The organism is Klebsiella sp. BIGb0399, from assembly GCF_003752615.1.
GTDB classification, from domain to species: Bacteria; Pseudomonadota; Gammaproteobacteria; order Enterobacterales; family Enterobacteriaceae; genus Klebsiella; species Klebsiella lignicola.
This window is the reverse complement of record NZ_RKHT01000007.1, coordinates 223031-247838: the sequence shown is the minus strand read 5'-3', so window position 1 is coordinate 247838 and position 24808 is coordinate 223031. Positions and strand designations below refer to the sequence as shown.

The window sequence follows — 24808 nt, the reverse complement described above, 5'->3', positions numbered from 1 at the left end:
TACTGCATATTCCCCGGCCGTGCGATGCTGGCCGGGGCTTCAGTACGTATCGTTCAGTCCGGGTTGAGGTTAACGGTTATCGTTGTCGCTCAGCACAATTAACGGCTCGATATCACTCTCTTTTTTGACCACCAGAGAATCATCGCCACGCAGGCAGGTCCCGCCGTAGTTGCCGCCCACGGTAAACGTACATACCTGAATGTATTTACCATCCACCTTCGGCAGGCACCATAGTTGCTGGTAAATATTTTTACGATCGACAAACTGCCCGCTGGTTTTATCCAGCACTTCGTCTTTCGGGCCAATCAGGTCGATGTTATTGCCGCAGCGGCCGGAGATCGGTTTCACCGCATAACCGGTTTTCGCCAGTTCTTCATTGACCACAAAGTCGGTATCCAGCAGATAGCGATGGTTCGGGAACAGCGACCACAGCACCGGCAGAATCGCCTTGTTGCCGGGGATCACCGTCCACAGCGGCTCAAACACCAGCACTTCAGGACGCAGCAGGACGTCGATCAGCCGCACCTCGTTTTGCGGATGTCCGGTGCGGATCGGCACGGCGGCATACTCATCGGCGCTCACTTCACGCACCTGTTCGATGGCGGTTTCCCAGGCCCAGGTTTTCCAGACGCAGTTCACCAGTCGTCCGTCGCCGTCGATCAACTGTCCGGCGGTATCCCAGTGCAGTTCATCGAGGCCGAACAGGATCTTGCTTTCAAAGCCTGCCTGAGTCAGCGAACGCTGGATAAACTGGGCGTGATAGTTCTCTTCCAGATCCTTGTCCTGCATGATGTGCACGAACGGACGAGCACGGCTGTGCTTCCACGCCCCCGCCAGCTCATCAAGCAGATTTTCCGCCGGATTATGGCCGGTACCGTAGTATCCCTGCTTCAGCCACTGCTCGAGGATCAGCCCGCCTTCGGTATGGCAGGAGGCGGAGTCGGCGTTGTACTCATAGACCTTCAGCCCGCGCTCATCCATACAGAAATCCATGCGGCCGGTAATCATATGATGACGACGGCGCTGCCACGAGAGGCGCAAACGCGGCCAGAGGATTTTGGGGATATCAAACAACGCCAGCAGGTTGTCATCTTTCATCACTTTGTCGGTGGCGTGCAGGTACATCAAATGCAGCTCGTTGGTCGCTTTGATCAGCTCCTGCTCGGCGCTTTCGGTGATGGTGAAATACTGGTAGGGGTCTTTATTAATGACGTGGCCGTTGGCGGCGACGTAGGCTTTCTGCAGCGAGTCTTTCTCGTTCAGCCAGTGGCCGCGGAACTGGCCTTTGTTCGGCAGTCTTGCGCCGCGGATAGCCATCGCCTCACCCGGCAGCACCGGCTGCGGCAGGCTGTGCTCGGTATCGGCGGTCTGAATCATCCAGCCTAATATTTCGGTATCGGCAAAGGTGTCTTTGATGGTGTAGAGGCCATTTTTCACCTCCAGCGTCAGCTCGCGGGTCCATTGCTGGCCCTGCGGCAGCGGCGTATGGATAACGTTTTGCTCGGCGATTCTGACCTTATTGCCCACCAGCTGCGTGATCACCGCGACGTGGCCGGTATGTTTAAACTCACCGCCTTTTTGCCAGATCAGCAGCGATCCAACCATCGGCGGGCGCTGAGAGCCGTTGGCGAAGGCCTGGAGCGGTAGAATATTGTCATTCACCACTTCGCGCAGGAAGCGCAGGGAGAATATTTCATAGGCCATGCCGACATCGGTAAAGACAAAGCCGTAGGTGAGGAACAAAAAGCGACGCGCGAATTCGACGCACTGCCATTTGTGCCCCATATACTCGCTACCGATATAACTGCGGAACGTCGCGTCATCCGGATAGTCTCGCGGATTTAAGCTGCTGTAATTCGATGAATAGATTGCTACGCCGCCCGGCGCGTAGCCTAACAATGTACCAAAAGGGGCATCACTGCTTGTCGATCCTTTGCTCATTAGCCTGACCTCAAATTAATGCAGCCTGGGCAGTTGGCGGAACAAAACTCCCTCTTCTTATCCTGCCGCAGGCACTTACCAGACAGAGGTGGGATGATGATACCACTCATTGGATTCACCGATCGTGCCCTGCGGGAAAATAACCCTGCGCCCTCGGGTAAAAGTGATATCGTTATTGATAACCTCTCCCCGTCATACTTCAGGTTGCACGCCGTTGATAACAATCCGGGTTTTTCAGGGAAAAAACAACGAATAACAAAACAACATCAGGAGTTGAGTATGAGCACACAACCGCATCTGCAGGCTCAGCCGCTGGTCTGGGGCCACGGTCCACGGACATTTGAGGTTTTCCTGGAGCCAACCTGCCCCTATTCCGTCAAGGCGTTCAGGAAACTGGACGACCTGCTGGACGAAGTCGGCGCCGATAATGTGACGATCAAAATTCGTCTGCAGTCTCAGCCCTGGCATCTGTTCTCGGGGGTGATCGTGCGTTGTATTCTTGCCGCATCGACGCTGCCGCACGGCAGAGAGCAGGCGCTCAGAGTGCTAAGAGCGGTCGCCGACCATCGCGAAGAGTTTGAGTTTACCGACCACTGTAGCGGGCCGAATATGGACACCACGCCGCAGCAGATTGTCCAGCGCATCGAGCGCTACAGCCAGGTGCTGCTGTCCACCGCCTTTGCCCGTCCTGAGCTGCAGACGGAAATTAAATGGCACAGCAAATATGCCCGGCAGAACGGCATCCACGTTTCGCCGACCTTTATGGTTAACGGTCTGGTGCAGCCGGATCTCGGCAGCGGAGACGATATTAGCGTGTGGGCCGCGCGGATTATGGCCTGAGCCTCTGCCCTGTTCCCCGGTGAGCGGCGCTTGCCGGGGAATTTTCCCCCGCACTAAGAGCCTAATGGACTAGCCTCTAAGCCTCAGACGGTTAAACCCGACATCTAACTCCTGCTACACTCCCTCAATCTCTCACTAAAAAGGCAGGTCATCATGTCAGAGAATAATTACCAACCCGCGAAAGTGTGGGAATGGAAGCAAGGCAACGGTGGAGCATTCGCCAACATCAACCGCCCCGTCTCCGGCGCCACTCACGAAAAAACGCTGCCGGTAGGCACACATCCGCTACAGCTGTACTCGCTGGGCACGCCAAACGGCCAGAAAGTGACGATTTTGCTGGAAGAACTGCTGGCGCTGGGCGTGAGCGGTGCGGAATATGATGCATGGCTGATCCGCATCGGCGAAGGGGATCAGTTCTCCAGCGGTTTTGTTGAGGTGAACCCTAACTCAAAAATCCCGGCGCTGAGCGACCACTCCACCACCCCGCCAACCCGCGTGTTTGAATCCGGCAGCATCCTGCTCTATCTCGCCGAGAAGTTTGGTTTCTTCCTGCCAAAAGATCCCGCCGGGCGAACCGAAACCCTGAACTGGCTGTTCTGGCTACAGGGCTCAGCCCCGTTCCTGGGTGGCGGCTTTGGGCACTTCTATCATTATGCGCCAGTGAAAATCGAGTACGCGATCGACCGCTTCACGATGGAAGCCAAACGCCAGCTCGACGTGCTGGATAAACAGCTGGCCCGCACCCGCTATGTATCCGGGGAAGAGTACACCATCGCCGATATGGCCATCTGGCCGTGGTATGGCAACGTGGTGCTCGGTGGCGCCTATAACGCCGCGGAATTCCTCGATGCCGGCAGCTATAAAAACGTTCTGCGCTGGGCGCAGGATATCGCTAATCGTCCGGCGGTGAAGCGTGGGCGCATCGTTAACCGTACCAACGGCCCGCTTAACGAGCAGCTGCATGAACGCCATGATGCCAGCGACTTCGATACCCTGACCGAAGACAAACGCCAGGCATAGCCGAACGCCTACCGAAGGCTGCGGCCTTCGGTAGTTAACTCTCCAGCCGGTACCCCGCCATAAAGTAACGCACCGCCGTACAGGATTGCCCCTCTTTGAAGAAGTCCATCACCATATTACGGTCGAGGCCATAGCGACGGGTCAGGATCCCGGCTTCCCAGGCGCTAAGCTGGCGATCGCCGGTTTTTTCAAACATGCGCTGCGAATAGCCCAGCACAAACCCGCGCTTATAGTCGGCGCAAAAACTGGCCGCCTTACTGGCGCTTTCCGCCTGGGGGGCATTGAGCCCCGCCATGAGTCCTTTGCCGAAGTGGTTATCCATCTCTGCCTCCCCATCAGGCTATTTTGTGACCAAGTTGGCTGCAACAATGTACGCCTACTGGGATAGGCTCCTAATCGTTATATATAAAATTATATAGCGATTTTTTGAGCCAGCGTTAGCGCTATTTCTGGCAATTTTCCGGCAACGTTAGCTCAGGTATTTATCGAACCAGGCCAGCGTCCGTTTCCAGGCCAGTTCGGCGGCCTCGCGGTCATAGCGCGGTGTGGAGTCGTTGTGAAAACCGTGATTCGCCTGGGGATAGATGTAGGCTTCGTACACTTTGTTGTGCGCCTTCAGCGCCGCTTCATAGGCCGGCCATCCGGCGTTGATTTGCTTATCCAGCTCCCCATAGTGCAGCAGCAGCGGCGCATGGATTTTTTCAACATCGGCGACCGGCGCCTGACGGCCATAAAACGGCACCGCGCAGGCCAGCTCCGGGATGGCGACCGCGGCGGCATTGCACACTCCGCCGCCGTAACAAAAACCGGTGATCCCCACCTTGCCGCTCGCCTGCGGATGCTTTTCCATAAAGGCGACAGCGGCAAAAAAATCGTTCATCAGCTTCTGCGGATCGACTTTTTTCTGCAGCTCGCGTCCCTCGTCATCGTTGCCGGGATAGCCACCCACGGAGCTCAGGCCATCCGGCGCCAGCGCGATATAGCCGGCTTTTGCCACCCGCCGGGCAACATCTTCAATATAGGGATTCAGGCCGCGATTCTCATGCACCACAATCACCGATGCCGGTTTCACGGTCGCGGTGGTCGGCACCACCAGATAAGCGCGCACCTCGCCGTGGCCGTCGGGAGAGGGATAGCGAATATATTCCGCACGAATATCCGGGTCGGTAAACAGCACCTGCTCTGCCAGCGCATAGTTGGGTTTCAGCAGGTTAAACAGCGCCAGCGCGGTCATGCCGCCGACGGCGTATTTACCGGCCAGCTGCAAAAACTCCCGCTTGGTAATTTTGCCGTGCGCGTAATAGTCGTAATACTCCAGTAACTCTTGCGGAAAATCTTTCGCCGTCAGTCGCGTCATCATCTTTTCTCCGGAAATGAAGCCCTATTAAGCAAAGCATAAGCTCACTATGTCGCCAGCAATCTTACGCATTGTGATCCAGCAAACGTCACCAGAGTGCCATACCAGATAAAATAGAAACAACGTTTTAATTCATGAGGAGAGAACATGTCCTGGTTAGCCGCCCCTACCCGCTACGACCAGATGCAGTACCGCTACTGCGGCAAAAGCGGTCTGCAGCTGCCCCTGTTGTCGCTGGGACTGTGGCACAACTTCAGCCACGGTCACGCGCTGGATGACCAGCGTGCGCTGTTGCGCAAAGCGTTTGATCTGGGGATTACCCACTTCGATCTGGCCAATAACTACGGGCCGCCGCCCGGCAGCGCTGAAGAAAACTTTGGCCGCCTGCTGCGCGAGGATTTCGCCGCCTACCGCGATGAGCTGATCATCGCGACGAAAGCCGGCTATTCCATGTGGCCCGGCCCTTACGGCAACGGCAGCTCACGCAAATACCTGCTTTCCAGCCTCGACCAGAGCCTGAAGCGCATGGGGCTGGATTACGTCGATATTTTCTATTCGCATCGCGTCGATGAAAACACCCCGATGGAAGAGACCGCCGCCGCGCTGGCGCAGGCGGTACAGAGCGGTAAAGCGCTGTATGTCGGGATCTCCTCCTATTCACCGGAGCGCACCCGGGAGATGGCGGCGCTGCTGCGCGAGTGGAAGATCCCGCTGCTGATCCACCAGCCCTCCTACAACCTGCTTAACCGTTGGGTCGACACCAGCGGGCTGCTGGATACGCTGGAGGAGAATGGCGTCGGCTGCATCGCCTTTACGCCGCTGGCGCAGGGCTTGCTGACCGGCAAATATCTCCAGCAGATCCCGGAGGGGTCGCGGATGTTCTACGAAGGGAAACGGGCGCGCGGGCTGACGGAAAATATGCTCAGCGAGGCCAACCTCAACAGCCTGCGGTTATTGCAGGAGATGGCGAATAGCCGTGGCCAGAGTATGGCCCAGATGGCCCTCAGCTGGCTGCTGAAGGACTCGCGGGTGACCTCGGTACTGATTGGCGCCAGTCGTCCGCAGCAGCTTGAGGAGAACGTTCAGGCGCTGCAAAACCTGACCTTCAGTGCAGAAGAGCTGGCGCGGATTGACCAGCACGTGGCCGACGGGCAGCTCAATTTATGGCAAACGTCGTCGGATCAATAAGAAACCGGCCCGGCGGTCGAGCGCCGCCGGGCCTGACAATCAGTGCTTATCCTTGGTCAGACGGTCAAGATAGCCCATCACAAACGCCGACAGCACAAAGGTCAGATGGATGATGACGTACCACATCAGTTTGTTGTCCGGTACGTTTTTGGCATCCATAAAGACCCGCAGCAGATGGATCGACGAGATAGCGACAATCGACGCCGCCACTTTGTTTTTCAGCGAAGTAGCGTCCATTTTGCCCAGCCAGCTGAGCTTTTCCTTGCCTTCGTTGATATCCAGCTGAGAGACAAAGTTTTCGTAGCCGGAGAACATCACCATCACCAGCAGGCCGCCCACCAGCGTCATATCAACCAGCGACAGCAGTGTCAGAATCAGGTCCGACTCACCGACGCTGAAGATATGCGGCAGGATGTGGAATATCTCCTGAAAAAATTTGATCGACAGCGCAACCAGCCCGAGCGACAGGCCAAAATAAATCGGTGCCAGCAGCCAGCGTGAGGCATACATAGCATTTTCCAGAAAGCGTTCCATAGGATCCTGTAAGTTAATAAAAATGGGGGGCATTATATCGTAACCTGTCGGCGCCCTGGCAATATAAGCCCGTGCGTCAGGCATAAAAAAGGCTGGCACAAGGCCAGCCTGAGAAGCGTTATCGGGAGGGTTACTTCGCTTTGACGGTTTCTTCGCCCACCAGACCAATCTTCAGATAACCCGCCTGGTGCAGGGTATCCATCACTTTCATCATTGTTTCGTAGTCCACGGTCTTATCGGCGCGGAAGAAAACGGTGGTGTCTTTCTTGCCTTCCGTCAGCGCGTTCAGCTCGTTAATCATGCTCTCTTCCGTAATCGGATCGTTACCGAGGAACATGGTTTTGTCCGCTTTTACCGACAGATAAATCGGTTTTTCCGGACGCGGCTGCGGCTGGCTGGAGGAGGCAGGAAGGTTAACCTTCACGTCAACGGTAGCCAGCGGTGCCGCCACCATAAAGATGATCAGCAGCACCAGCATAACGTCGATAAACGGCGTGACGTTGATGTCATGCATCTCGCCGTTATCATCAAGATTCTCGTTAAAATGCATCGCCATGGGGCATCAACCTACTCGTAATTTCTGAGCGGAACGGACCGGCTTAACGCCGCTGGCGCTCAGGTCAAGATCACGGCTTTGCAGCAGCAGCACCTGCGCGGCAACGTCGCCGAGAGAGGCTTTGTAGCTGCCGATCATGCGGGCGAAAATGTTATAGATAACAACGGCAGGAATGGCGGCAAACAGGCCGATAGCCGTTGCCAGCAACGCTTCTGCGATACCCGGAGCGACAACCGCCAGGTTGGTGGTCTGCGTCTGGGCAATCCCGATAAAGCTGTTCATGATACCCCAGACGGTACCGAACAGGCCGACGAACGGCGAGATCGCGCCGATGGTCGCCAGGTAACCGTTGCCACGGCCCATGTAACGGCCGACAAACGCCACGCGGCGCTCAAGGCGGAAACCGGTACGTTCTTTGATGCCTTCGTTATCTTCGACACCTTCGGACAGCGTCAGCTCGTTCTGCGCTTCATTGATAAGCTGCGAGCTCAGGCTCTTCGGATGAAAATTATTTGCGATATCGCTGGCCTGGTCGAGGGAGCGAGCGTCAGCAAGCAGTTGCTGTTCACGCTTGAGGCGGCGTTTGCTGGAGAGAATTTCAGCCCCTTTGCCAAAAAAGATAGCCCATGTGACTACCGACGCCAGAATCAGGCCGATCATCACTACCTTAACGACAATATCGGCATGATGATACATACCCCAAACGGACAGGTCCGCCTGCATCAAATTATTACCCACGCTGAATCTCCAGGACGTAAATCACAAAATCTGAGCACAATAATATCAAAAAAGCATCGAATTGATAGTGGTTCTCATTAGTATTTACACTGTGCAGCAAATCACGTTTAGATTCTTTGCGCTTACGCAGTAAAAAAGCGGCCATCAGCGGATTCCGCGATATTTTTACCCGTATCGACCATTCATCAGTACACGATTGTCCATTCATGCTAGTTTAGACGTCCAGACGTATAAAAGCAGGTAATAAAAACATGGCGGACAAACATCTTGATACCGCGCTGGTGAATGCCGGGCGCAGCAAAAAATATACTCAGGGCTCGGTCAACAGCGTGATTCAGCGTGCCTCGTCGCTGGTTTTCGATACCGTTGAAGCCAAAAAGCAGGCCACCCGCAATCGGGCGAAAGGCGAACTGTTTTATGGCCGTCGCGGCACCCTCACCCACTTTTCCCTACAGGAAGCGATGTGTGAACTGGAAGGCGGCGCCGGCTGCGCGCTGTTCCCTTGCGGGGCGGCGGCGGTAGCCAATACCATTCTGGCGTTCGTCGAACAGGGCGACCATGTGCTGATGACCAACACCGCATACGAGCCCAGCCAGGACTTTTGCACCAAAATCCTCGCGAAACTCGGCGTCACCACCAGCTGGTTTGACCCGCTGGTGGGCGCGGATATCGCCCGTCAGGTCCAGCCAAATACCCGCGTGGTGTTCCTGGAATCTCCCGGCTCTATCACCATGGAAGTCCATGACGTTCCGGCTATTGTTGCCGCCGTGCGCCGCGTGGCGCCAGAAGCGATCATCATGATCGACAATACCTGGGCGGCAGGCGTGCTGTTTAAGGCGCTGGATTTTGGCGTCGATATCTCCATTCAGGCCGGGACGAAGTACCTGATCGGCCACTCCGATGCGATGGTCGGCACCGCGGTATCCAACGCGCGCTGCTGGGATCAACTGCGGGAGAATGCCTACCTGATGGGGCAAATGGTGGATGCGGATACCGCCTATATGACCAGCCGCGGCCTGCGCACCCTCGGCGTTCGCCTGCGTCAGCACCACGAAAGCAGCCTGCAGATTGCCGAATGGCTGGCGCAACATCCGCAGGTCTCACGCGTCAATCACCCTGCACTGCCGGGAAGTAAGGGCCATGAGTTCTGGAAACGCGATTTCACCGGCAGCAGCGGGTTATTCTCTTTTGTCCTCAACAAGCGCCTGACCGACAGCGAGCTGTCAACCTATCTTGACAACTTCAGCCTGTTCAGCATGGCTTACTCCTGGGGCGGCTTTGAGTCGCTGATTCTGGCGAACCAGCCGGAGCAGATCGCCGCCATCCGCCCGGAAGCGGAAGTCGATTTCAGCGGCACGCTGATTCGCCTGCATATTGGATTAGAAAATGTTGACGATCTGCGGGCGGATTTAGCGGCAGGCTTCTCTCGTATCGTGTAAAGTGACGGTGAGTGGCAATAATGGCGGACGCTCTGTATCGGCGGCCGCTTTTGTTGCGCCCGAGATCAAGGTGTTCGGGGCTCTTCAGGAGTACACTACTCGCAAATACGGTACCACTTAGGAAAGTCCATGGTTGTCATTCAAGAGATTGTCGCCGCCCTGTGGCAACATGATTTTGCCGCGTTGGCAAACCCCCAGGTTGTGGGCGTTGTTTATCTGGTCATGTTCACGACATTGTTTCTGGAAAACGGTCTGCTACCCGCTTCATTTTTACCCGGAGACAGCCTGCTGCTGCTCGCCGGGGCGCTCATTGCTAAAGGCGTCATGGACTTTGTGCCGACACTTGCCATTCTTACCGCGGCGGCCAGCCTCGGCTGCTGGTTGAGCTATCTGCAAGGGCGCTGGCTGGGCAATACCGCCACCGTGAAAGGCTGGCTGGCGCATCTGCCGCAAAAGTATCATCAACGTGCGACCTGCATGTTTGATAAACATGGTTTGCTGGCGCTGCTGGCCGGGCGTTTTCTGGCGTTCGTGCGCACCCTGCTCCCGACGATGGCCGGGATCTCCGGGCTGTCAAACCGCCGTTTCCAGTTCTTTAACTGGCTGAGCGCGCTGCTGTGGGTGAGCGTGGTCACCGGTCTGGGCTATGCGCTGAGCATGATCCCGTTCGTCAAACGCCATGAAGACCAGGTCATGACCTGCCTGATGATCCTGCCGATTGCGCTGCTGGTGGCGGGTCTGGTCGGCACCCTGGCCGTGGTTATCAAGAAGAAATACTGCAGCGCGTCATAAGTCATCAATAAGAGAGGGTCTCCTCTCTTATTTCACCTCCGCCACCAGCCTGCCGTTGTACAGCATCAGTTGCTTATCTGCCAGCGCCTCGGCCTCTTCTGGATCATGCGTGACCATAACAATCGTTACCGCCTGGCGGCGCAGCATGCGAACCACCTCCCACAGACGGCTACGTGTTTCCCGATCCAGGCTTGAGAAAGGTTCGTCCAGCAGCAGAAGTCTCGGGCGAGAGATCATCGCCCTGGCCAGCGCCACTCGTTGCTGCTCGCCGCCAGAGATTTGCCGCGGATAACGCTGCGCCAGGTGAGCGATCCCCATCTCGTCTAATAGTGCCATTTGCTGTTTTTTGTCCCGCGGCAGTGCTGCCGCATACTGCGCCAGCGCAAGATTTCCTCGTACCGTCAGATAAGGAAACAGATAAAGCCGTTGATTCAGATAACGACAGGGTCTTTGCCAGGCCGGAAGACCATCAATCCGTTGTCCATCCAGATAAATGGCCCCCCGATCAAGTGCTCCCCCGGCGATGGCATTCAGCAAGGTGGTTTTCCCGCTACCGGAAGGCCCGACAATTGCCACGCAGCTTCCCTTCGGAACGTGGAAACTTATCTCCTGCAAAATCAACGTAGCGATCTGTTCAACGCGTAACATATTCCCTCGTTTTATACAGACGCTGTATCCGATGCAGAGCCACGAGCAGCAACCCCGCCAGCAACATCAGCAGCAGCGCACAACCTATCGCTAACGAAAAATCGCCACTGGCGATATTCAAGTACACGGCCATCGGCAACGTTTCCGTTTTGAAGCGGATAGCACCCGCCAGCATCAGCGTTGCACCAAACTCTCCCAGAGCTCTGGCCAGCGCCAGTACGCCGCCGCTTAGCAGAGAGGGCCAGCAGAGCGGAATTTCCACCAACAGTAGTGTACGAACCGGCGTCAGGCCAAGGTTATGCGCCGTGGCGATATATGCAGGATCGAGTGATGCAAACGCAGCGCTGGCAGAACGAACAACAATCGCGCTGGCGACATAGGTCTGACCGATAATCACCCCCAACGGAGAAAATAGCAGTGTGGGCAGTTGCGGAAATATCCCGCTCATCGGTCCACGCTGTCCCAGAAGCAGAAGCAGGCCAATTCCGACGATCAGCGGGGGCGTCACCAACGGAATATCCAGCAGCGCGTCAATAAAGCCCTTTCCCCTGAAATTTGTTCTCGCCATCATCCACGCAGCAGGCACCCCGATAAGCAGCGACAACAGCAGTGACAGCAATGCGGTAACCACTGACATCGCTACGGCAAAATGCAGTTCCGGCTCCCGCAGAACCTGGACCAGCGTGGAAAAATCCAGCTCGACTATCAACGACAGCAGCGAGCCGACAACCAGCATTAACAGTAGACAGAGTGGCGCAAACATCAGCCAGGACAGCGAGTTCCCCTTTCGATTAAACATCAGGATTTATTTTTCCAGCGGCAGATAGCCGAGGTCGGTAAACGTTTTAATCCCCTGTGGGGAGGTAAACGCCTTCGCCAGCTCGCGGGCCGCTTGCGGATGCCTGCTGGTTTGCAAAATCGCCAACGTCGCAACTTCATCGGGCGTATTTGCTGGTACTGGCAGCAGCATCAGGTGCTGCTGATTTTTCACCGCATCCGTCCTGCCGATGACTGCAGCATCTACATCACCATTCAGTAAATAGAGCACTAGCTGTTTTATCGTCGCGGTACGAACAACCACCTTCTGACGCAACGCATCGCCATATCCGGAGGCTTCCAGCAGTTTTTCACCGCTTTTACCCAGTGCGATACTTTGAGAGTCTCCCATTCCTATTTTTAGTGAGCTTTTAGCCAGTGCCTCATAAGAGTTAATACCCGCAGCCCTGTCCTTGCGCACGGCCATCACCGGCGTGTGATGGACGAGTGGAAAAGCAGACGTGACTTTGCCCTGCTGCTGTAATTTGTCGACATAATCGGCCGAGCCGGGGAGGAAAAGATCGCCCTGCTGCGTAAGCTGGTAACGCGTCAGAATTTGTCCGGAACCACCGTACTCGACCGTCACACTATTTCCGCTCTCTTTTTCATATCGGGCAACGATGAGGTCGACCGGAACACGCAGCCCGGCCCCCGCGTACAGATGCAATTCCGTGGCGGCAGACAACTGGCTGCCGGATAGTGCCAAACCGATAAGTAGCCATTTTATTATTTTCATATCGCGTTCTTCCTGCTTATAGTTATTGTGCTGACGGAGGCAGTCCGCTTTTCGCCCGATGGACGCCATGCGGCAAAGAGATGTTTACTGGTGGCATTGTGCAGAACAGATTTCTACCCGTCATACTTCAAGTTGCATGTGTGTTTGTCTGTCCTGCAACTTGAATTATTTAGGATATAAGGCTGCATAAAAAACCACCGATATATAATCACGTATATATCGATATAAAAATGGGTTGAAATCAAAAGAGAAGTGAAAAAATGCTGCGCGGGCAGGAAAGGTATAAGATATCCTTCTTACCGGGAAGGACCACGCCAGCGCCTTCCCGGTTCTGACATTAAATCCCCTGAATCATGCGGATCCGCGCCGCGTCTTCCCCCGGCGTCATGCCAAAATAGCGCTTAAACTCCCGGCTGAACTGCGACGCGCTTTCGTACCCCACGCGCATCGCCGCGGCGCTGGCTTTCATGCCGTCATGGATCATCAGCATCCGCGCTTTGTGCAGTCGATAGTTTTTCAGGTATTGCAGCGGCGAGGTGCTGGTCACCGATTTGAAATTATGGTGAAACGCCGAGACGCTCATATTGGCTTCCGCCGCCAGCTGGTCGACGCTCAGGTTTTCGGTGTACTGGCTTTCGATGCGCTTCAGAACCCGGCTAATCAAACTGAAATGGGTCTGTCGGCTCACCAGCGCCAGCAGCGCGCCGCCACACGGCCCGGTGAGCACGTAGTAGAGCATCTCGCGGATAATCTGTTTCCCGAGGATACGCGCGTCCAGCGGGCGTTCCATCACGTCCAGCAGCCGCTCCGCCGCGCAGAGGATCTCCTCCGATAACGCCGCCGAGTTGATGCCGCTTGAGGCCATCGCGGGCTGAAACTGTTCGTCCTCGCCGATATCCATCAGCAGCTCTTGTAGCTGCAGAATATCGACATTCAGGCGTAACCCCGCCAGCGGCACCTCTGGGGTAGCGAAGGTCTCGCACTCAAACGGCAGCGGTACGGTCAGCAGCAGGTATTCATTGGTGTCATAACGAAAAGTTCGCTCATTGATGTAACCAATTTTATGGCCGGAAAAGAGAAAAACGATGCCGGGCTGGTACATCACCGGGGTACGTGTACCCGGCTGCGTGCCGTACAGCAGACGGATATCTGGCAGCAGCATACTGAGACTTTCTTCTTTATCTTTCAGCGCATTAACTTTATCTGTCAGCAGCTGACATATCTCGGCGCGGTTCATTTTCGGTGACTCTCCAGCGGTTTTCTCACCACTGCATTGTGCGCACATTCCTGCCTTTTCTCCAGCACCATGGAGAAATGGGCAAGACAACGGCAGGAATGTGCATTGAGAGGAACAGGCGACAGGACCACAATGACCGTCATCTGGCCGAGGCATTATCTCTGTCGGCAGTTTTTATTTTTTGAGGACACGCGTAATGAACAATTTCAATCTATATACCCCAACCCGCATCCTGTTTGGCAAAGGCGCTATCGACAACCTGCGCGATCAGCTCCCGGCAGATGCCCGTATTCTGGTGACCTACGGCGGCGGTAGCGTGAAGAAAACCGGCGTGCTCGATCAGGTGCTCAGCGCGCTGAACGGTTTTGACGTGCTGGAGTTTGGCGGGATTGAGCCTAACCCTTCCTATGAAACCCTGATGAACGCCGTCAAAATCGCCCGTGAACAAAAGGTCACCTTCCTGCTGGCCGTTGGCGGCGGTTCGGTACTGGATGGCACTAAGTTCATCGCCGCGGCGGCGCACTATGACGAAAACGTCGACCCGTGGGAAATCCTCGAAACCTACGGCAGCAACGTGAAAAGCGCGATCCCGATGGGCTCCGTGCTGACGCTGCCAGCCACCGGTTCCGAATCTAACAAAGGTGCCGTGGTCTCCCGTAAAACCACCGGCGACAAACGCGCCTTTATGTCTTCTCACGTGCAGCCGGTATTTGCGATCCTCGACCCGGTTTACACCTACACCCTGCCGCCGCGCCAGGTCGCTAACGGGGTAGTTGACGCCTTTGTCCATACCGTTGAGCAGTACGTCACCTATCCGGTTGATGGCAAAATTCAGGATCGCTTTGCCGAAGGCATTCTGCTGACCCTGATTGAAGATGGCCCGAAAGCGCTGCAGGAGCCGGAAAACTACGATGTGCGTGCCAATATCATGTGGGCCGCGACCCAGGCGTTAAACGGCCTGATCGGCGCTGGCGTGCCGCAGGACTGGGCAACCCATATGCTGGGACACGAACTGACTGCGATGCATGGTCTTGACCACGCGCAGACTCTGGCCATCGTGCTGCCGGTGCTGTGGAATGAAAAACGCGATACCAAACGCGCCAAACTGCTGCAGTATGCCGCGCGCGTCTGGAATATCACCGAAGGTTCTGAAGACCAGCGCATCGATGCAGCTATCGCGGCGACGCGTCAATTCTTCGAACAGATGGGCGTCCCAACCCGTCTTTCTGATTACGGCCTCGACGGCAGCTCCATTCCGGCGTTACTGGCTAAACTGGAAGAACATGGCATGACTCAACTGGGTGAAAATCAGGATATCACCCTCGACGTCAGCCGCCGGATTTACGAGGCTGCACGCTAAGTTCGTCCGCGTTCGTCACCTCTCCATCGCCCGATCCGCGGCGATGGAGAAGAGTTTAACTACCGTTTTGAGCTATTTCGTCCAGACTTAATGCTACCCCCTGGCGGAATGAATACCGCCAGGTTTCATTAACAGGAGGAAGGCATGACACATCCCACCGTTATAAAACTGCACGACGGCAATCTGATGCCACAGTTGGGTCTCGGCGTGTGGAAAGCAGGCAACGAGGAAGTCGTCTCCGCCATTCATAAGGCGCTGGAAGTCGGTTATCGCTCCATTGATACCGCCGCAGCCTACCAGAATGAGAGCGGCGTCGGCACGGCGTTAAGCAGTGCAGGCGTCCCACGCGATGAGCTGTTCATTACCACCAAGCTGTGGAATGACGACCAAAAACATCCGCGTGAAGCACTGCAGGAGAGCCTGCGTAAACTGCAGCTCGACTACGTCGATTTATACCTTATCCACTGGCCCGTTCCGGCCGTAGACCACTACGTTGACGCCTGGAAAAACCTGATCGCACTGAAAGAAGAGGGGCTGATCAAGAGCATCGGCGTCTGTAATTTCCAGGTCCACCATCTGCAGCGGCTGCTCGATGAAACTGGCGTAGCGCCGGTTGTCAATCAGGTGGAACTCCATCCCCTGCTACAACAGCGTCAGCTCCATTCCTGGAACGCCACCCACAAGATCCAGACTGAATCCTGGAGCCCGCTGGCACAGGGCGGTGAAGGGGTGTTTGATCAGAAAATTATCCACCATCTGGCAGATAAGTACGGAAAAACGCCGGCGCAAATCGTCATTCGCTGGCATCTGGACAACGGTCTGGTGGTCATTCCTAAATCCGTGACCCCGGCGCGTATCGCCGAAAACTTTAACGTCTGGGACTTCCGTCTCGATAAAGACGAACTGAGTGAAATGGCAAAACTGGACCAGAACAAGCGTCTTGGTCCGGATCCGGATCAGTTTGGCGGATAAAAGTCTGCCGACTAAAAAGTAAAAAGCCGGACTGGCGTGAATACCAGTCCGGCTTTTTTTCAGCTTTTTCAGCTTTTTCAGCTTTTTCAGCTTTTTCAGCGTATTGTCTGCCCGGCAAGCGATACGCCACCGGGCAATACCATCGTCTTAGCGACTGGCGCTCTTAGCGCGCTTTACCGGCTTCTTCGCCGTCGCCTCACCGTTCGAACGCTGATGCACAATTGGCGTATGTTTGGTTAACGCCGGGCGCGTGTGGCGGTTCTGACGGCGTGCTTCACGCATCTCATCAAGGGTCGGTGCAGGCACCAGACACTCGCGGCGTGAGCCAATCAGGTGTTTTTTGCCCATGGTCTCCAGCGCCTGACGAATCAGCGGCCAGTTTGCCGGATCATGGTAACGCAGCAGCGCTTTATGCAGACGACGCTGTTTGTCCCCTTTCGGCACCACAATGTCTTCACTCTTATAGCCAATTTTACCCAGCGGGTTCTTGCCGGTGTAATACATGGTGGTCGAGTTGGCCAGCGGCGACGGATAGAAGTTCTGCACCTGATCGAGACGGAAACGGTTTTTCTTCAGCCACAGCGCCAGGTTCACCATATCTTCGTCACGGGTTCCCGGGTGAGCGGAAATAAAGTACGGGATCAGGTACTGCTCTTTGCCCGCCTGCTTCGAATAGGTATCGAACAGCTCTTTAAAGCGGTCGTAGCTGCCCATTCCCGGCTTCATCATTTTCGACAGCGGGCCTTCTTCGGTATGTTCCGGCGCGATCTTCAGATAGCCGCCCACGTGGTGGGTCGCCAGCTCTTTGATGTAACGCGGATCCTCAACGGCGATGTCATAGCGCACACCTGAAGCGATCAGGATTTTTTTGATCCCTTTCAGATCGCGAGCGCGGCGATACAGATTAATCGTTGGCTCATGGTTGGTGTCCATGTGCGGGCAGATATCAGGATAGACGCAGGACAAGCGGCGGCAGGTTTGCTCGGCACGCGGTGACTTACAGCGCAGCATATACATGTTGGCCGTTGGACCACCAAGATCGGAGATAATACCGGTAAAGCCCGGTACCGTGTCGCGAATGGCTTCGATTTCGTTAATGATCGAATCTTCGGAACGGCTCTGAATAATGCGCCCTTCATGCTCGGTGATCGAACAGAACGAACAGCCGCCGAAACAGCCGCGCATGATGTTGATCGAGAAGCGGATCATCTCGTAAGCCGGGATACGTTCGTCGCCGTAGACCGGGTGCGGAACGCGCTTATACGGCAGCGCAAACACGCTATCCATCTCTTCCGTCGACAGCGGGATCGCCGGTGGGTTTACCCAGATATAACGCTCGCCGTGCTTTTGCATCAGCGCGCGGGCGCAGCCAGGGTTGGTCTCATGATGCAGAATACGTGACGCATGGGCGTAAAGTACCTTGTCCCCTTTGACCTTCTCGAAGGAAGGCAGCAGAACGTAGGTCTTTTCCCATGGTTTCGGGCGCGGCGGCTGAACGGTCACCTGTTTGGCTTCTTGTTTCGGCGGCGCCACGGTTTTGTTATCGGCGCACGGCAGATCTTCCCCGTACGGGTGCGGAATCGGGTCGATTCTGCCCGGGGTGTCCAGACGCGTGGAGTCCACGCCGCTCCAGCCAGGCAGCGCCTCTTTGACCATAATGGCGGTGTTGCGCACGTCGCGAATGTGGCCAATCGGCTCGCCGGCGGCCAGACGATGCGCCACTTCAACCAGCGGGCGTTCGCCGTTGCCGAACATCAGCATATCGGCCTTCGAGTCCACCAGCACCGAACGGCGTACGGTATCAGACCAGTAATCATAATGCGCGGTACGACGCAGGCTGGCTTCGATGCCGCCGAGGATAACCGGGACATCTTTCCACGCTTCTTTGCAGCGCTGGGTATAAACCAGGGTGGCGCGGTCCGGGCGTTTACCGGCAACGTTGCCGGCGGTGTAGGCATCGTCGTGACGCAGTTTACGGTCGGCGGTATAGCGGTTGATCATCGAATCCATGTTGCCGGCGGTGACGCCGAAGAACAGGTTCGGTTTACCCAAACGCATAAAGTCATTTTTATTGTTCCAGTCCGGCTGGGAAATAATCCCGACGCGGAACCCCTGCGCTTCCAGCATGCGCCCGCAGATAGCCATACCGAAGCTCGGATGGTCAACATAAGCATCGCCGGTTACCAGAATAATGTCGCAGCTATCCCAGCCAAGTTGATCCATCTCTTCGCGTGACATTGGTAAAAACGGCGCGGGGCCAAAGCAGGCGGCCCAGTACTGCGGCCAGGAAAAAAGGTCACGATCCGGTTGGATCAGGGATATTGCGCTCATATTGCTTCCGGAAAAATGATAAAAAAATAATCAAAGGCCGGCGATTATAAGCCGGATCGATGATAGAAATGAAGGGAGATTTTCTTATACCCCAACCATGATGCGGCTGGGGTATGCGGCATTACGGTGCCGGATTTACCAGGATCTGACCGATAGATCCACGGTCGGCAAGTTCCAGCGTCTGGCTTAAGTACTGGAACGGGAAGTGTGGCCAGGAAGGCTGGGTGTAGTACACCAGCAGCTCCACCTGCCCGTCGATCCACACGGTATCTTTCCAGCCGCGATCTTCCGGGAACGGAACAGAACCGTTAACGTTGCGCACCTGGAACATCACGCCTTCAATATGGAACGACTGCGGCCGATCGGCACGCACCGTCCAGCGCTCCCATGTCCCCTGCTGCGCGGTAATATCAATGCGTTGCGGATCCCACAGATTGCCGTTAATACCCGGATCGTCGCCCAGCGTGATATCGCGGGTGCGGGTCGGCGTCCCGGTGAGAATTTCCGTCGGCAGCAGACGCACCGGCAGGCTATCGGTCACCAGCGGCAGCAGGCCCGTCGGACGCAGCGTTAATAGCAGGGTAGAAATCAGGATGCTTGAAGGTTCGAAGAAGCCCCGAATACGATCAACAATGCTGGCCGCTTCACCGCAGGTGATCGACACTTCATCGCCGTTGGTCATATCGACCAGGATTTCGCGCCGCTCGCCGGGAGCCAGCGATAGCTGCTTCAACGACACCGGGGCCGGTAAAAAGCCCTGGTCGCCAGAAATAACATGTATCAGCCGGCCATCGCTCATCTGCAGCTGATAGCGACGGGAGTTAGAGGCATTCAGCAGGCGCAGGCGCACCCAACCGCGTGACACTTCGACATACGGGCTCTGCGCGCCGTTCGCCAACAGCGTATCGCCAACAAAACCACCGCTGCCCGGCTCGCTATACTCCGGCGTACCGAAGTTATCCAGGCGCTTATCCTGAATGATCACCGGGAAGTCGTCGACGCCGTAGTGATTCGGCACCGGGAGATTTTTGCTGACCTCATCTTCTATCAGCCACATCCCGGCCAGACCGTTGTAGACCTGTTTGGCCATATGGTTGGGGGTGTTCGCCTGATACCAGAGGGTGGAAGCGCCCTGGCGAATCGGCAGCACCGGCGCCCAATCGGCGTTCGGCGACATCATGCGGGCCGCCCCGCCAATCAGCGGGCCGGGAACCTGCAGGCCGCGAACGGTCATGGCGACGTTTTCCGTCAGACGGTTGCTGTAGATAAGCTTTACATCATCCCCATTCCACACGCGGATTGTCGGCCCAAGGTAGCGACCGTTCACGCCCCAGACCGACGCGCGGGTGCCGGGAGTAAATGACCAGTGCGCCCGCTGCAGGGTTAAAAACAGCGGTTGGCCGCGGCGCGACTCCAGCAGCGGCGGCACCGGCAGTGCAGGCTGTTGGCCGGCGGCATGTGCGTTCAGCGGCACGGCTCCCGCGCAAAGCGCTACGCCTGAAGCCTTAATAAACTGACGCCGACTGAATGACATATTAACTCCATGAAATACAAACAAATCAAAAGGGGAATTCGTTTCCCGCTAGCCACGTGCACGCGCTATCGCGGCAGTTCCTGTTTTATTTCTTTGCCGCCGCTTCGCGCTCGGCAACTTCACGATCTAACTCTTCAATCTTCGCGGCCATCAGTTCGCGGCAGTGCGTTGCCAGCGCGCGAACGTTCTCTTTACCATACTGGCTGGTATCGACCGGCGGCAGCATTTCAACAATCACCAGACCGTTGTTCAGGCGATTGAGGTTAATTTTATTCGAAGTGTTAGAAACGCATACCGGAATAATTGGCACGCCAGCAGCGACAGCCGCATGGAAAGCGCCGGTTTTAAACGGCAGCAGGCCACGGCCACGGCTACGGGTACCTTCCGGGAACATCCAGAAAGAGACGTTGCGTTTTTTAAACGAATCGACGACCTGCGAAATCGTTCCGTGCGCTTTCGCCCGGTTATTTCGGTCAATCAGCAGGTTCCCCGTCAACCAGTAAAGCAGGCCAAAGAACGGGATCCACACCAGGCTCTTTTTACCTACGGTCACGGTCGGCGGCTGCACGATATTGGATGCCGTCACCATATCATAGTTGTTCTGATGGTTAGCGATGTAGATCGCATTCCCATACTGCTCAGCATCGGCAGGCTTACGCGTTTCTACTTTCAGGCCAAATACCGGGGACAGCCGGCCAAACAGATGCCCGAAGGTGGCAACATGTTTTGGATTCCGTGGGCTGAACAAGCAGTAAATACAGCCAAATATGCACACAAAGATACAATAAATAACAACAACAATTAGTCGAAAAATAAATAGCATAGCTACCTCTAAAACCCAAACCGCCTGACTCGTTGTTTAGCAGATTGCTGGCGCCGGGGTTATGCGCCGATCGCCCCGGTAGATATTGAATGATTTTGCGCCTATTGTTAATCGCAACACCTGAATAAACAACGATTTTGCGGCAAATTTTAGCACCCCCGGTTTTGCGCCAGGGGATGCTCATCTTACTCTTCGCTATCACCTGCCGATGCGCGACGCGGTGAATCAATCTCCACGCGGTCGATTTTCTGCAATCCGCGCATCAATGAACCGCGACGACCGCGTTCACCGGTGACTTTTTGCAGCTCTTCCGGACGAAGTTTGATCTTACGCTTGCCGACATGAATCGTCAGCGTGCTCTGCGGCGGCAGTACAAACAGGTGCGCCAGACCATCCTGCCCGGAGGCGGCTTCCGCCGAAGGAATATTGATAATCTTATTCCCTTTGCCTTTGGACAGTTGCGGCAGGTCGCTGACCGGGAACATCAGCATACGCCCGGCCGAGGTTATCGCCAGCAGCATGTCGGACTCATCTTCAATGACCAGCGGCTCCATCACCCGGGCGTTATCCGGCAGCGTGATCAGCGCCTTGCCCGCACGGTTGCGCGCCACCAGGTCGTTGAAGGTGCAGACGAAACCGTAGCCGGCATCAGAAGCCATCAGCAGCTTACGGTCGTCGTTTTCCATCAGCATGTGTTCCACGCTGGCGCCCGGCGGCAGCGTCAGCTTACCGGTAATCGGCTCGCCCTGGCCGCGTGCCGAAGGCAGCGTAATCGGATCGATGGCGTAGCTTCGTCCAGTGGTATCAATGAACACCACCGGCTGGTTGCTCTTGCCTTTCGACGAGGCTTTCCAGCTGTCACCCGCTTTATAGCTCAGGCCCTGCGCATCGATGTCATGGCCCTTGGCGCTGCGCACCCAGCCCATTTGCGACAGCACGATGGTCACCGGCTCGGACGGCAGCATGTCGTGCTCGCTCATCGCTTTCGCTTCTTCACGCTCGCGCAGCGGTGAGCGACGATCGTCACCAAAGGTGTCGGCGTCGGCCTGCAGCTCTTTCTTCAGCAGGTTATTCATTTTGCGTTCTGACGCGAGGATCGCCTGCAGCTGATCGCGCTCTTTTTCCAGCTCGTTCTGCTCGCCGCGGATCTTCATCTCTTCCAGTTTGGCGAGATGGCGCAGTTTTAACTCGAGGATCGCTTCCGCCTGGGTTTCGCTGATGCCAAAGCGCGACATCAGGGCCGGCTTCGGTTCGTCCTCGTGGCGGATAATTTCAATCACTTCATCGATATTGAGGAAGGCGACCAGCAAACCTTCCAGGATATGCAGCCGCTTGAGCACCTTCTCCAGACGGTAGCTCAGACGACGACGCACGGTATCGCGACGGAAGGTCAGCCAATCCGACAGGATCTCCAGCAGGTTTTTCACCGCCGGGCGATTGTCGAGGCCGATCATGTTCAGGTTAATGCGATAGCTTTTTTCGAGGTCGGTGGTGGCGAACAGGTGGTTCATCACCTGCTCCATGTCCACGCGGTTGGAGCGCGGGACAATCACCAGACGGGTCGGATTCTCGTGATCCGATTCGTCACGCAGATCGTCAACCATCGGCAGCTTTTTATTGCGCATCTGGGCGGCGATTTGCTCCAGCACACGCGCGCCGGAAACCTGATGCGGCAGCGCGCTGATCACCACCGCGCCGTCTTCTTTCTTCCATACCGCACGCATGCGCACCGAGCCGCGACCATTCTGGTAGATTTTGCGGATTTCAGCGCGCGGGGTGATGATCTCCGCTTCGGTCGGGTAATCTGGCCCGTGGACGATATCCAGCAGCTCGTCGAGCGAGGTCTGCGGCTTTTCGATCAGGGTGATCGCCGCCTGTGCCACTTCACGCAGGTTGTGCGGAGGAATATCGGTTGCCATCCCCACGGCGATGCCGGTGGTGCCGTTGAGCAAAATATTCGGCAGGCGCGCAGGCAGCATTTTCGGCTCCTGCATCGTCCCGTCAAAGTTCGGCACCCAGTCGACGGTTCCCTGGCCCAGTTCGCTCAGCAGCAGTTCTGCATACTTCGACAAACGGGATTCGGTGTAACGCATCGCGGCGAAGGATTTAGGATCGTCCGGTGCACCCCAGTTCCCCTGCCCGTCCACCAGCGGATAACGGTAGGAGAATGGCTGCGCCATCAGCACCATGGCTTCATAGCAGGCGCTATCGCCGTGCGGGTGATATTTACCCAGCACGTCACCAACGGTGCGGGCGGACTTTTTGAACTTAGCACTGGCGTTCAGTCCCAGCTCGGACATCGCATAAACGATGCGACGCTGGACCGGCTTCAGGCCATCGCCAATAAACGGTAATGCCCTGTCCATGATGACGTACATGGAATAGTTCAGGTAGGCATTTTCCGTAAATTCATGCAGCGCAAGGCGCTCTGCCATATCGCTCATTAATCGTGAATCCTCAATCTGCGTACCGACCGTGCGGACGGCAAAACTACCGGCGATAATACCCGATCTCACGCCCTGAGTCACAGGCCGTGAGATCGACTGAGGATTCCGTTAGCGCGAATCAGCGCAACGGCAGATAAATATCGGTCTGCAGCTCGTGTTCGCCGACGTCATGCACGAAGTTGAGGTAACGGAAAAACACCGGAAAATCGCGCAGCGCCTCACCTGACGTCGGTAGCCAGTCACGGTAAAGAGACCAGATACTTTGTGCGAGCGTATCCAGAGAGCCGTGGTGGCGCGCCACTGCACATCGCCCGCCCGGAATATTGCCATTCACAACGCCAAAGGTGTTTTCCGCTATCGGTTCACTGACGGACCCGCAGATATCAAAACGGAATTCGTCTGCGGGGGTGGTCGCGGGATCGTCCCACGAGACGCCCCAGGTCGCGCAGGTGACAACCGGCGATAATCCGCTCGCTTTGCGCCAGGCGATAAACTGCGCCGCCGTTGTATTAACCAAATCAGGACTGCCGCGGTGACGTAACATCGCCACCTGCGTGTCGGGAAACTGAACTATTTTAACCATCATCGGATGTTGCTCCTGTAACCTGTGTTTCGGTACGCGTCGATGCCACTCCTGCCAGTCCGGTTGTTGACGGAACTGGCTGGGGCTTTGAGCGAACGCGGCACGGAAGGCACGACTGAACGATTCCGGATTCTGAAACCCGGCATCCAGGGCAATATCGATAATTTTATCCTGCGGCTTGAACACCAGGCGCCAGCAGGCGCGGCGCAAACGCAGCCACTGAATATAGCGATACAGCGGCACGCCGCTATAGGCAGTAAATTGCCGGTGAAAGTGATACGGCGAGCTATGCGCGATCGCGCTCAGCGTCTCCAGCGACAGGGATTCATCCAGATGACGCTCAATGTATAAACACACGCGCTGAAAACGCCCGGCGTACACCGGGCTTGTCCTGGTCTCGTTCATCGTCTCCTCCTCCGGACATACTCTGGCAGAGCCAGAATAGCGATTCCTGACCGATCTTGCGCGATGTCGCGATTACGGGGCGACTTTGGTGATTTGTTTGACGTCGATCTCCACCGAGTTCCAGTCTTTATCGACCTCGCCCTGAATTTCCACGGTGTCCTGCGGCGTCACGGTCAGGCCGTTCCAGCGCTTGTGATCGATATCCACATTCACGGTTCCGGAAGCATCCTGGAATTTGTACAGGTCGTCGGAGATGCGCTGAACAATTTTACCGCGCAGGGTCACCCAGGTGTCATCGCGCAGCGATTTGGCATTCTCCACCGTCGTGACGCTGCCGTTCGGGCCAATAAAGCCGCCGTTTTGCGTTGACGTCTGACTGGATTGCGTGGCGGCAGGTCCGTTGAAACCGCCCTGCTCCGCCGCCAGTACCGGCATGGAAATTAAGGCCACGATAGCGGTCATTGCAGCAATTTTCTTCATGATAGGTTCTCCCTTTATGTTTATATCGTCA

The 24808-nt window shown here is 56.1% G+C and carries 23 protein-coding genes and 1 pseudogene; 7 read left to right on the top strand and 17 right to left on the bottom strand.

Translation table 11 applies throughout. The features are described from left to right. Nucleotides 1-69: 69 nt before the first annotated feature. Together gss and EDF82_RS25670 are read right to left on the bottom strand one after the other, a co-directional pair. Complete coding sequence (gss, locus tag EDF82_RS15755) at nucleotides 70-1941, bottom strand: bifunctional glutathionylspermidine amidase/synthase (protein ID WP_123756471.1); 1872 nt, start codon at nucleotides 1939-1941, stop codon at nucleotides 70-72. A gap of 75 nt (nucleotides 1942-2016) precedes the next feature. Then, entirely contained in the window at nucleotides 2017-2121 is a 105-nt protein-coding gene (locus EDF82_RS25670; RefSeq protein ID WP_315970249.1) for a hypothetical protein, read from the bottom strand. A gap of 99 nt (nucleotides 2122-2220) precedes the next feature. Here EDF82_RS25670 and EDF82_RS15750 point away from each other — a divergent pair, with 99 nt between their 5' ends. Both EDF82_RS15750 and yghU read left to right on the top strand, forming a co-directional pair. Continuing rightward, nucleotides 2221-2781: a thioredoxin domain-containing protein gene (locus EDF82_RS15750; protein WP_123756470.1), complete on the top strand. Its 561-nt coding sequence runs from the start codon at nucleotides 2221-2223 to the stop codon at nucleotides 2779-2781. Nucleotides 2782-2934: 153 nt separating this feature from the next. After that, nucleotides 2935-3801 (top strand): glutathione-dependent disulfide-bond oxidoreductase, encoded by an 867-nt coding sequence (gene yghU, locus EDF82_RS15745; RefSeq protein ID WP_123756469.1) that lies wholly within the window; start codon nucleotides 2935-2937, stop codon nucleotides 3799-3801. 34 nt (nucleotides 3802-3835) lie between these two features. Here yghU and EDF82_RS15740 read toward each other — a convergent pair whose 3' ends face one another. Further along, entirely contained in the window at nucleotides 3836-4123 is a 288-nt protein-coding gene (locus EDF82_RS15740) for a DUF2623 family protein (RefSeq protein WP_123756468.1), read from the bottom strand. 147 nt (nucleotides 4124-4270) lie between these two features. Continuing rightward, nucleotides 4271-5158, bottom strand: coding sequence for a YghX family hydrolase (gene yghX, locus EDF82_RS15735; RefSeq protein WP_123756932.1), 888 nt, complete (start codon nucleotides 5156-5158; stop codon nucleotides 4271-4273). A 147-nt stretch (nucleotides 5159-5305) separates the two neighbouring features. Here yghX and mgrA point away from each other — a divergent pair, with 147 nt between their 5' ends. Further along, nucleotides 5306-6346 (top strand): L-glyceraldehyde 3-phosphate reductase, encoded by a 1041-nt coding sequence (gene mgrA, locus EDF82_RS15730; protein ID WP_123756467.1) that lies wholly within the window; start codon nucleotides 5306-5308, stop codon nucleotides 6344-6346. 39 nt (nucleotides 6347-6385) lie between these two features. On the opposite strand, the gene EDF82_RS15725 is transcribed toward mgrA, so the two are convergent. The 3 genes from EDF82_RS15725 to exbB form a co-directional block, all read right to left on the bottom strand. Next, the gene (locus EDF82_RS15725; protein ID WP_123756466.1) at nucleotides 6386-6880 is read right to left on the bottom strand and encodes a TIGR00645 family protein; all 495 of its coding nucleotides are present in this window, start codon (nucleotides 6878-6880) and stop codon (nucleotides 6386-6388) included. A gap of 130 nt (nucleotides 6881-7010) precedes the next feature. Continuing rightward, nucleotides 7011-7436, bottom strand: coding sequence for a TonB system transport protein ExbD (gene exbD, locus EDF82_RS15720; RefSeq protein ID WP_123756465.1), 426 nt, complete (start codon nucleotides 7434-7436; stop codon nucleotides 7011-7013). Nucleotides 7437-7442: 6 nt separating this feature from the next. Further along, the gene (gene exbB / locus EDF82_RS15715) at nucleotides 7443-8174 is read right to left on the bottom strand and encodes a tol-pal system-associated acyl-CoA thioesterase (RefSeq protein ID WP_123756464.1); all 732 of its coding nucleotides are present in this window, start codon (nucleotides 8172-8174) and stop codon (nucleotides 7443-7445) included. 251 nt (nucleotides 8175-8425) lie between these two features. Here exbB and metC point away from each other — a divergent pair, with 251 nt between their 5' ends. Together metC and yghB are read left to right on the top strand one after the other, a co-directional pair. Further along, nucleotides 8426-9613, top strand: coding sequence for a cystathionine beta-lyase (metC, locus tag EDF82_RS15710; RefSeq protein WP_123756463.1), 1188 nt, complete (start codon nucleotides 8426-8428; stop codon nucleotides 9611-9613). Between the two features lie 129 nt (nucleotides 9614-9742). After that, nucleotides 9743-10405, top strand: a complete 663-nt coding sequence (gene yghB / locus EDF82_RS15705; protein WP_123756462.1) for a DedA family general envelope maintenance protein YghB — start codon at nucleotides 9743-9745, stop codon at nucleotides 10403-10405. A 27-nt stretch (nucleotides 10406-10432) separates the two neighbouring features. Here the strand turns inward: yghB and EDF82_RS15700 are convergent, their stop codons facing one another. The 4 genes from EDF82_RS15700 to EDF82_RS15685 all read right to left on the bottom strand — a co-directional run bounded on the left by EDF82_RS15700 (nucleotide 10433) and on the right by EDF82_RS15685 (nucleotide 13842). Then, entirely contained in the window at nucleotides 10433-11053 is a 621-nt protein-coding gene (locus tag EDF82_RS15700) for an ABC transporter ATP-binding protein (protein WP_123756461.1), read from the bottom strand. Continuing rightward, complete coding sequence (locus tag EDF82_RS15695; protein WP_123756460.1) at nucleotides 11040-11852, bottom strand: ABC transporter permease; 813 nt, start codon at nucleotides 11850-11852, stop codon at nucleotides 11040-11042. Before EDF82_RS15695 ends, EDF82_RS15700 begins: the two co-directional genes overlap by 14 nt. Nucleotides 11853-11858: 6 nt before the next feature. Further along, nucleotides 11859-12605 (bottom strand): molybdate ABC transporter substrate-binding protein, encoded by a 747-nt coding sequence (gene modA / locus EDF82_RS15690; RefSeq protein WP_123756459.1) that lies wholly within the window; start codon nucleotides 12603-12605, stop codon nucleotides 11859-11861. A gap of 337 nt (nucleotides 12606-12942) precedes the next feature. Next, complete coding sequence (locus EDF82_RS15685; RefSeq protein WP_123756458.1) at nucleotides 12943-13842, bottom strand: AraC family transcriptional regulator; 900 nt, start codon at nucleotides 13840-13842, stop codon at nucleotides 12943-12945. Nucleotides 13843-14038: 196 nt separating this feature from the next. On the opposite strand from EDF82_RS15685, the gene yqhD reads away from it, so the two are divergent. Then, entirely contained in the window at nucleotides 14039-15202 is a 1164-nt protein-coding gene (yqhD, locus tag EDF82_RS15680; protein ID WP_123756457.1) for an alcohol dehydrogenase, read from the top strand. Between the two features lie 144 nt (nucleotides 15203-15346). Beyond that, a complete protein-coding gene (gene dkgA / locus EDF82_RS15675) occupies nucleotides 15347-16174 on the top strand; it encodes a 2,5-didehydrogluconate reductase DkgA (protein ID WP_123756456.1) in 828 nt (275 codons plus the stop codon). A 180-nt stretch (nucleotides 16175-16354) separates the two neighbouring features. On the opposite strand, the pseudogene EDF82_RS15670 reads toward dkgA, so the two are convergent. The 6 genes and pseudogenes from EDF82_RS15670 to EDF82_RS15645 all read right to left on the bottom strand — a co-directional run. Then, nucleotides 16355-18593, bottom strand: a pseudogene (locus EDF82_RS15670) (YgiQ family radical SAM protein); the annotation flags it as partial. Between the two features lie 33 nt (nucleotides 18594-18626). Continuing rightward, the gene (ftsP, locus tag EDF82_RS15665) at nucleotides 18627-20039 is read right to left on the bottom strand and encodes a cell division protein FtsP (protein WP_123756454.1); all 1413 of its coding nucleotides are present in this window, start codon (nucleotides 20037-20039) and stop codon (nucleotides 18627-18629) included. 85 nt (nucleotides 20040-20124) lie between these two features. After that, on the bottom strand, nucleotides 20125-20862 hold the full coding sequence (gene plsC, locus EDF82_RS15660; RefSeq protein ID WP_123756453.1) for a 1-acylglycerol-3-phosphate O-acyltransferase: 738 nt from the start codon (nucleotides 20860-20862) through the stop codon (nucleotides 20125-20127). 185 nt (nucleotides 20863-21047) lie between these two features. Beyond that, entirely contained in the window at nucleotides 21048-23306 is a 2259-nt protein-coding gene (gene parC / locus EDF82_RS15655; protein ID WP_123756452.1) for a DNA topoisomerase IV subunit A, read from the bottom strand. A 121-nt stretch (nucleotides 23307-23427) separates the two neighbouring features. Continuing rightward, nucleotides 23428-24297 (bottom strand): GyrI-like domain-containing protein, encoded by an 870-nt coding sequence (locus EDF82_RS15650; protein WP_123756451.1) that lies wholly within the window; start codon nucleotides 24295-24297, stop codon nucleotides 23428-23430. A gap of 72 nt (nucleotides 24298-24369) precedes the next feature. Next, a complete protein-coding gene (locus EDF82_RS15645) occupies nucleotides 24370-24777 on the bottom strand; it encodes a YgiW/YdeI family stress tolerance OB fold protein (RefSeq protein WP_123756450.1) in 408 nt (135 codons plus the stop codon). Nucleotides 24778-24808 lie beyond the last annotated feature (31 nt).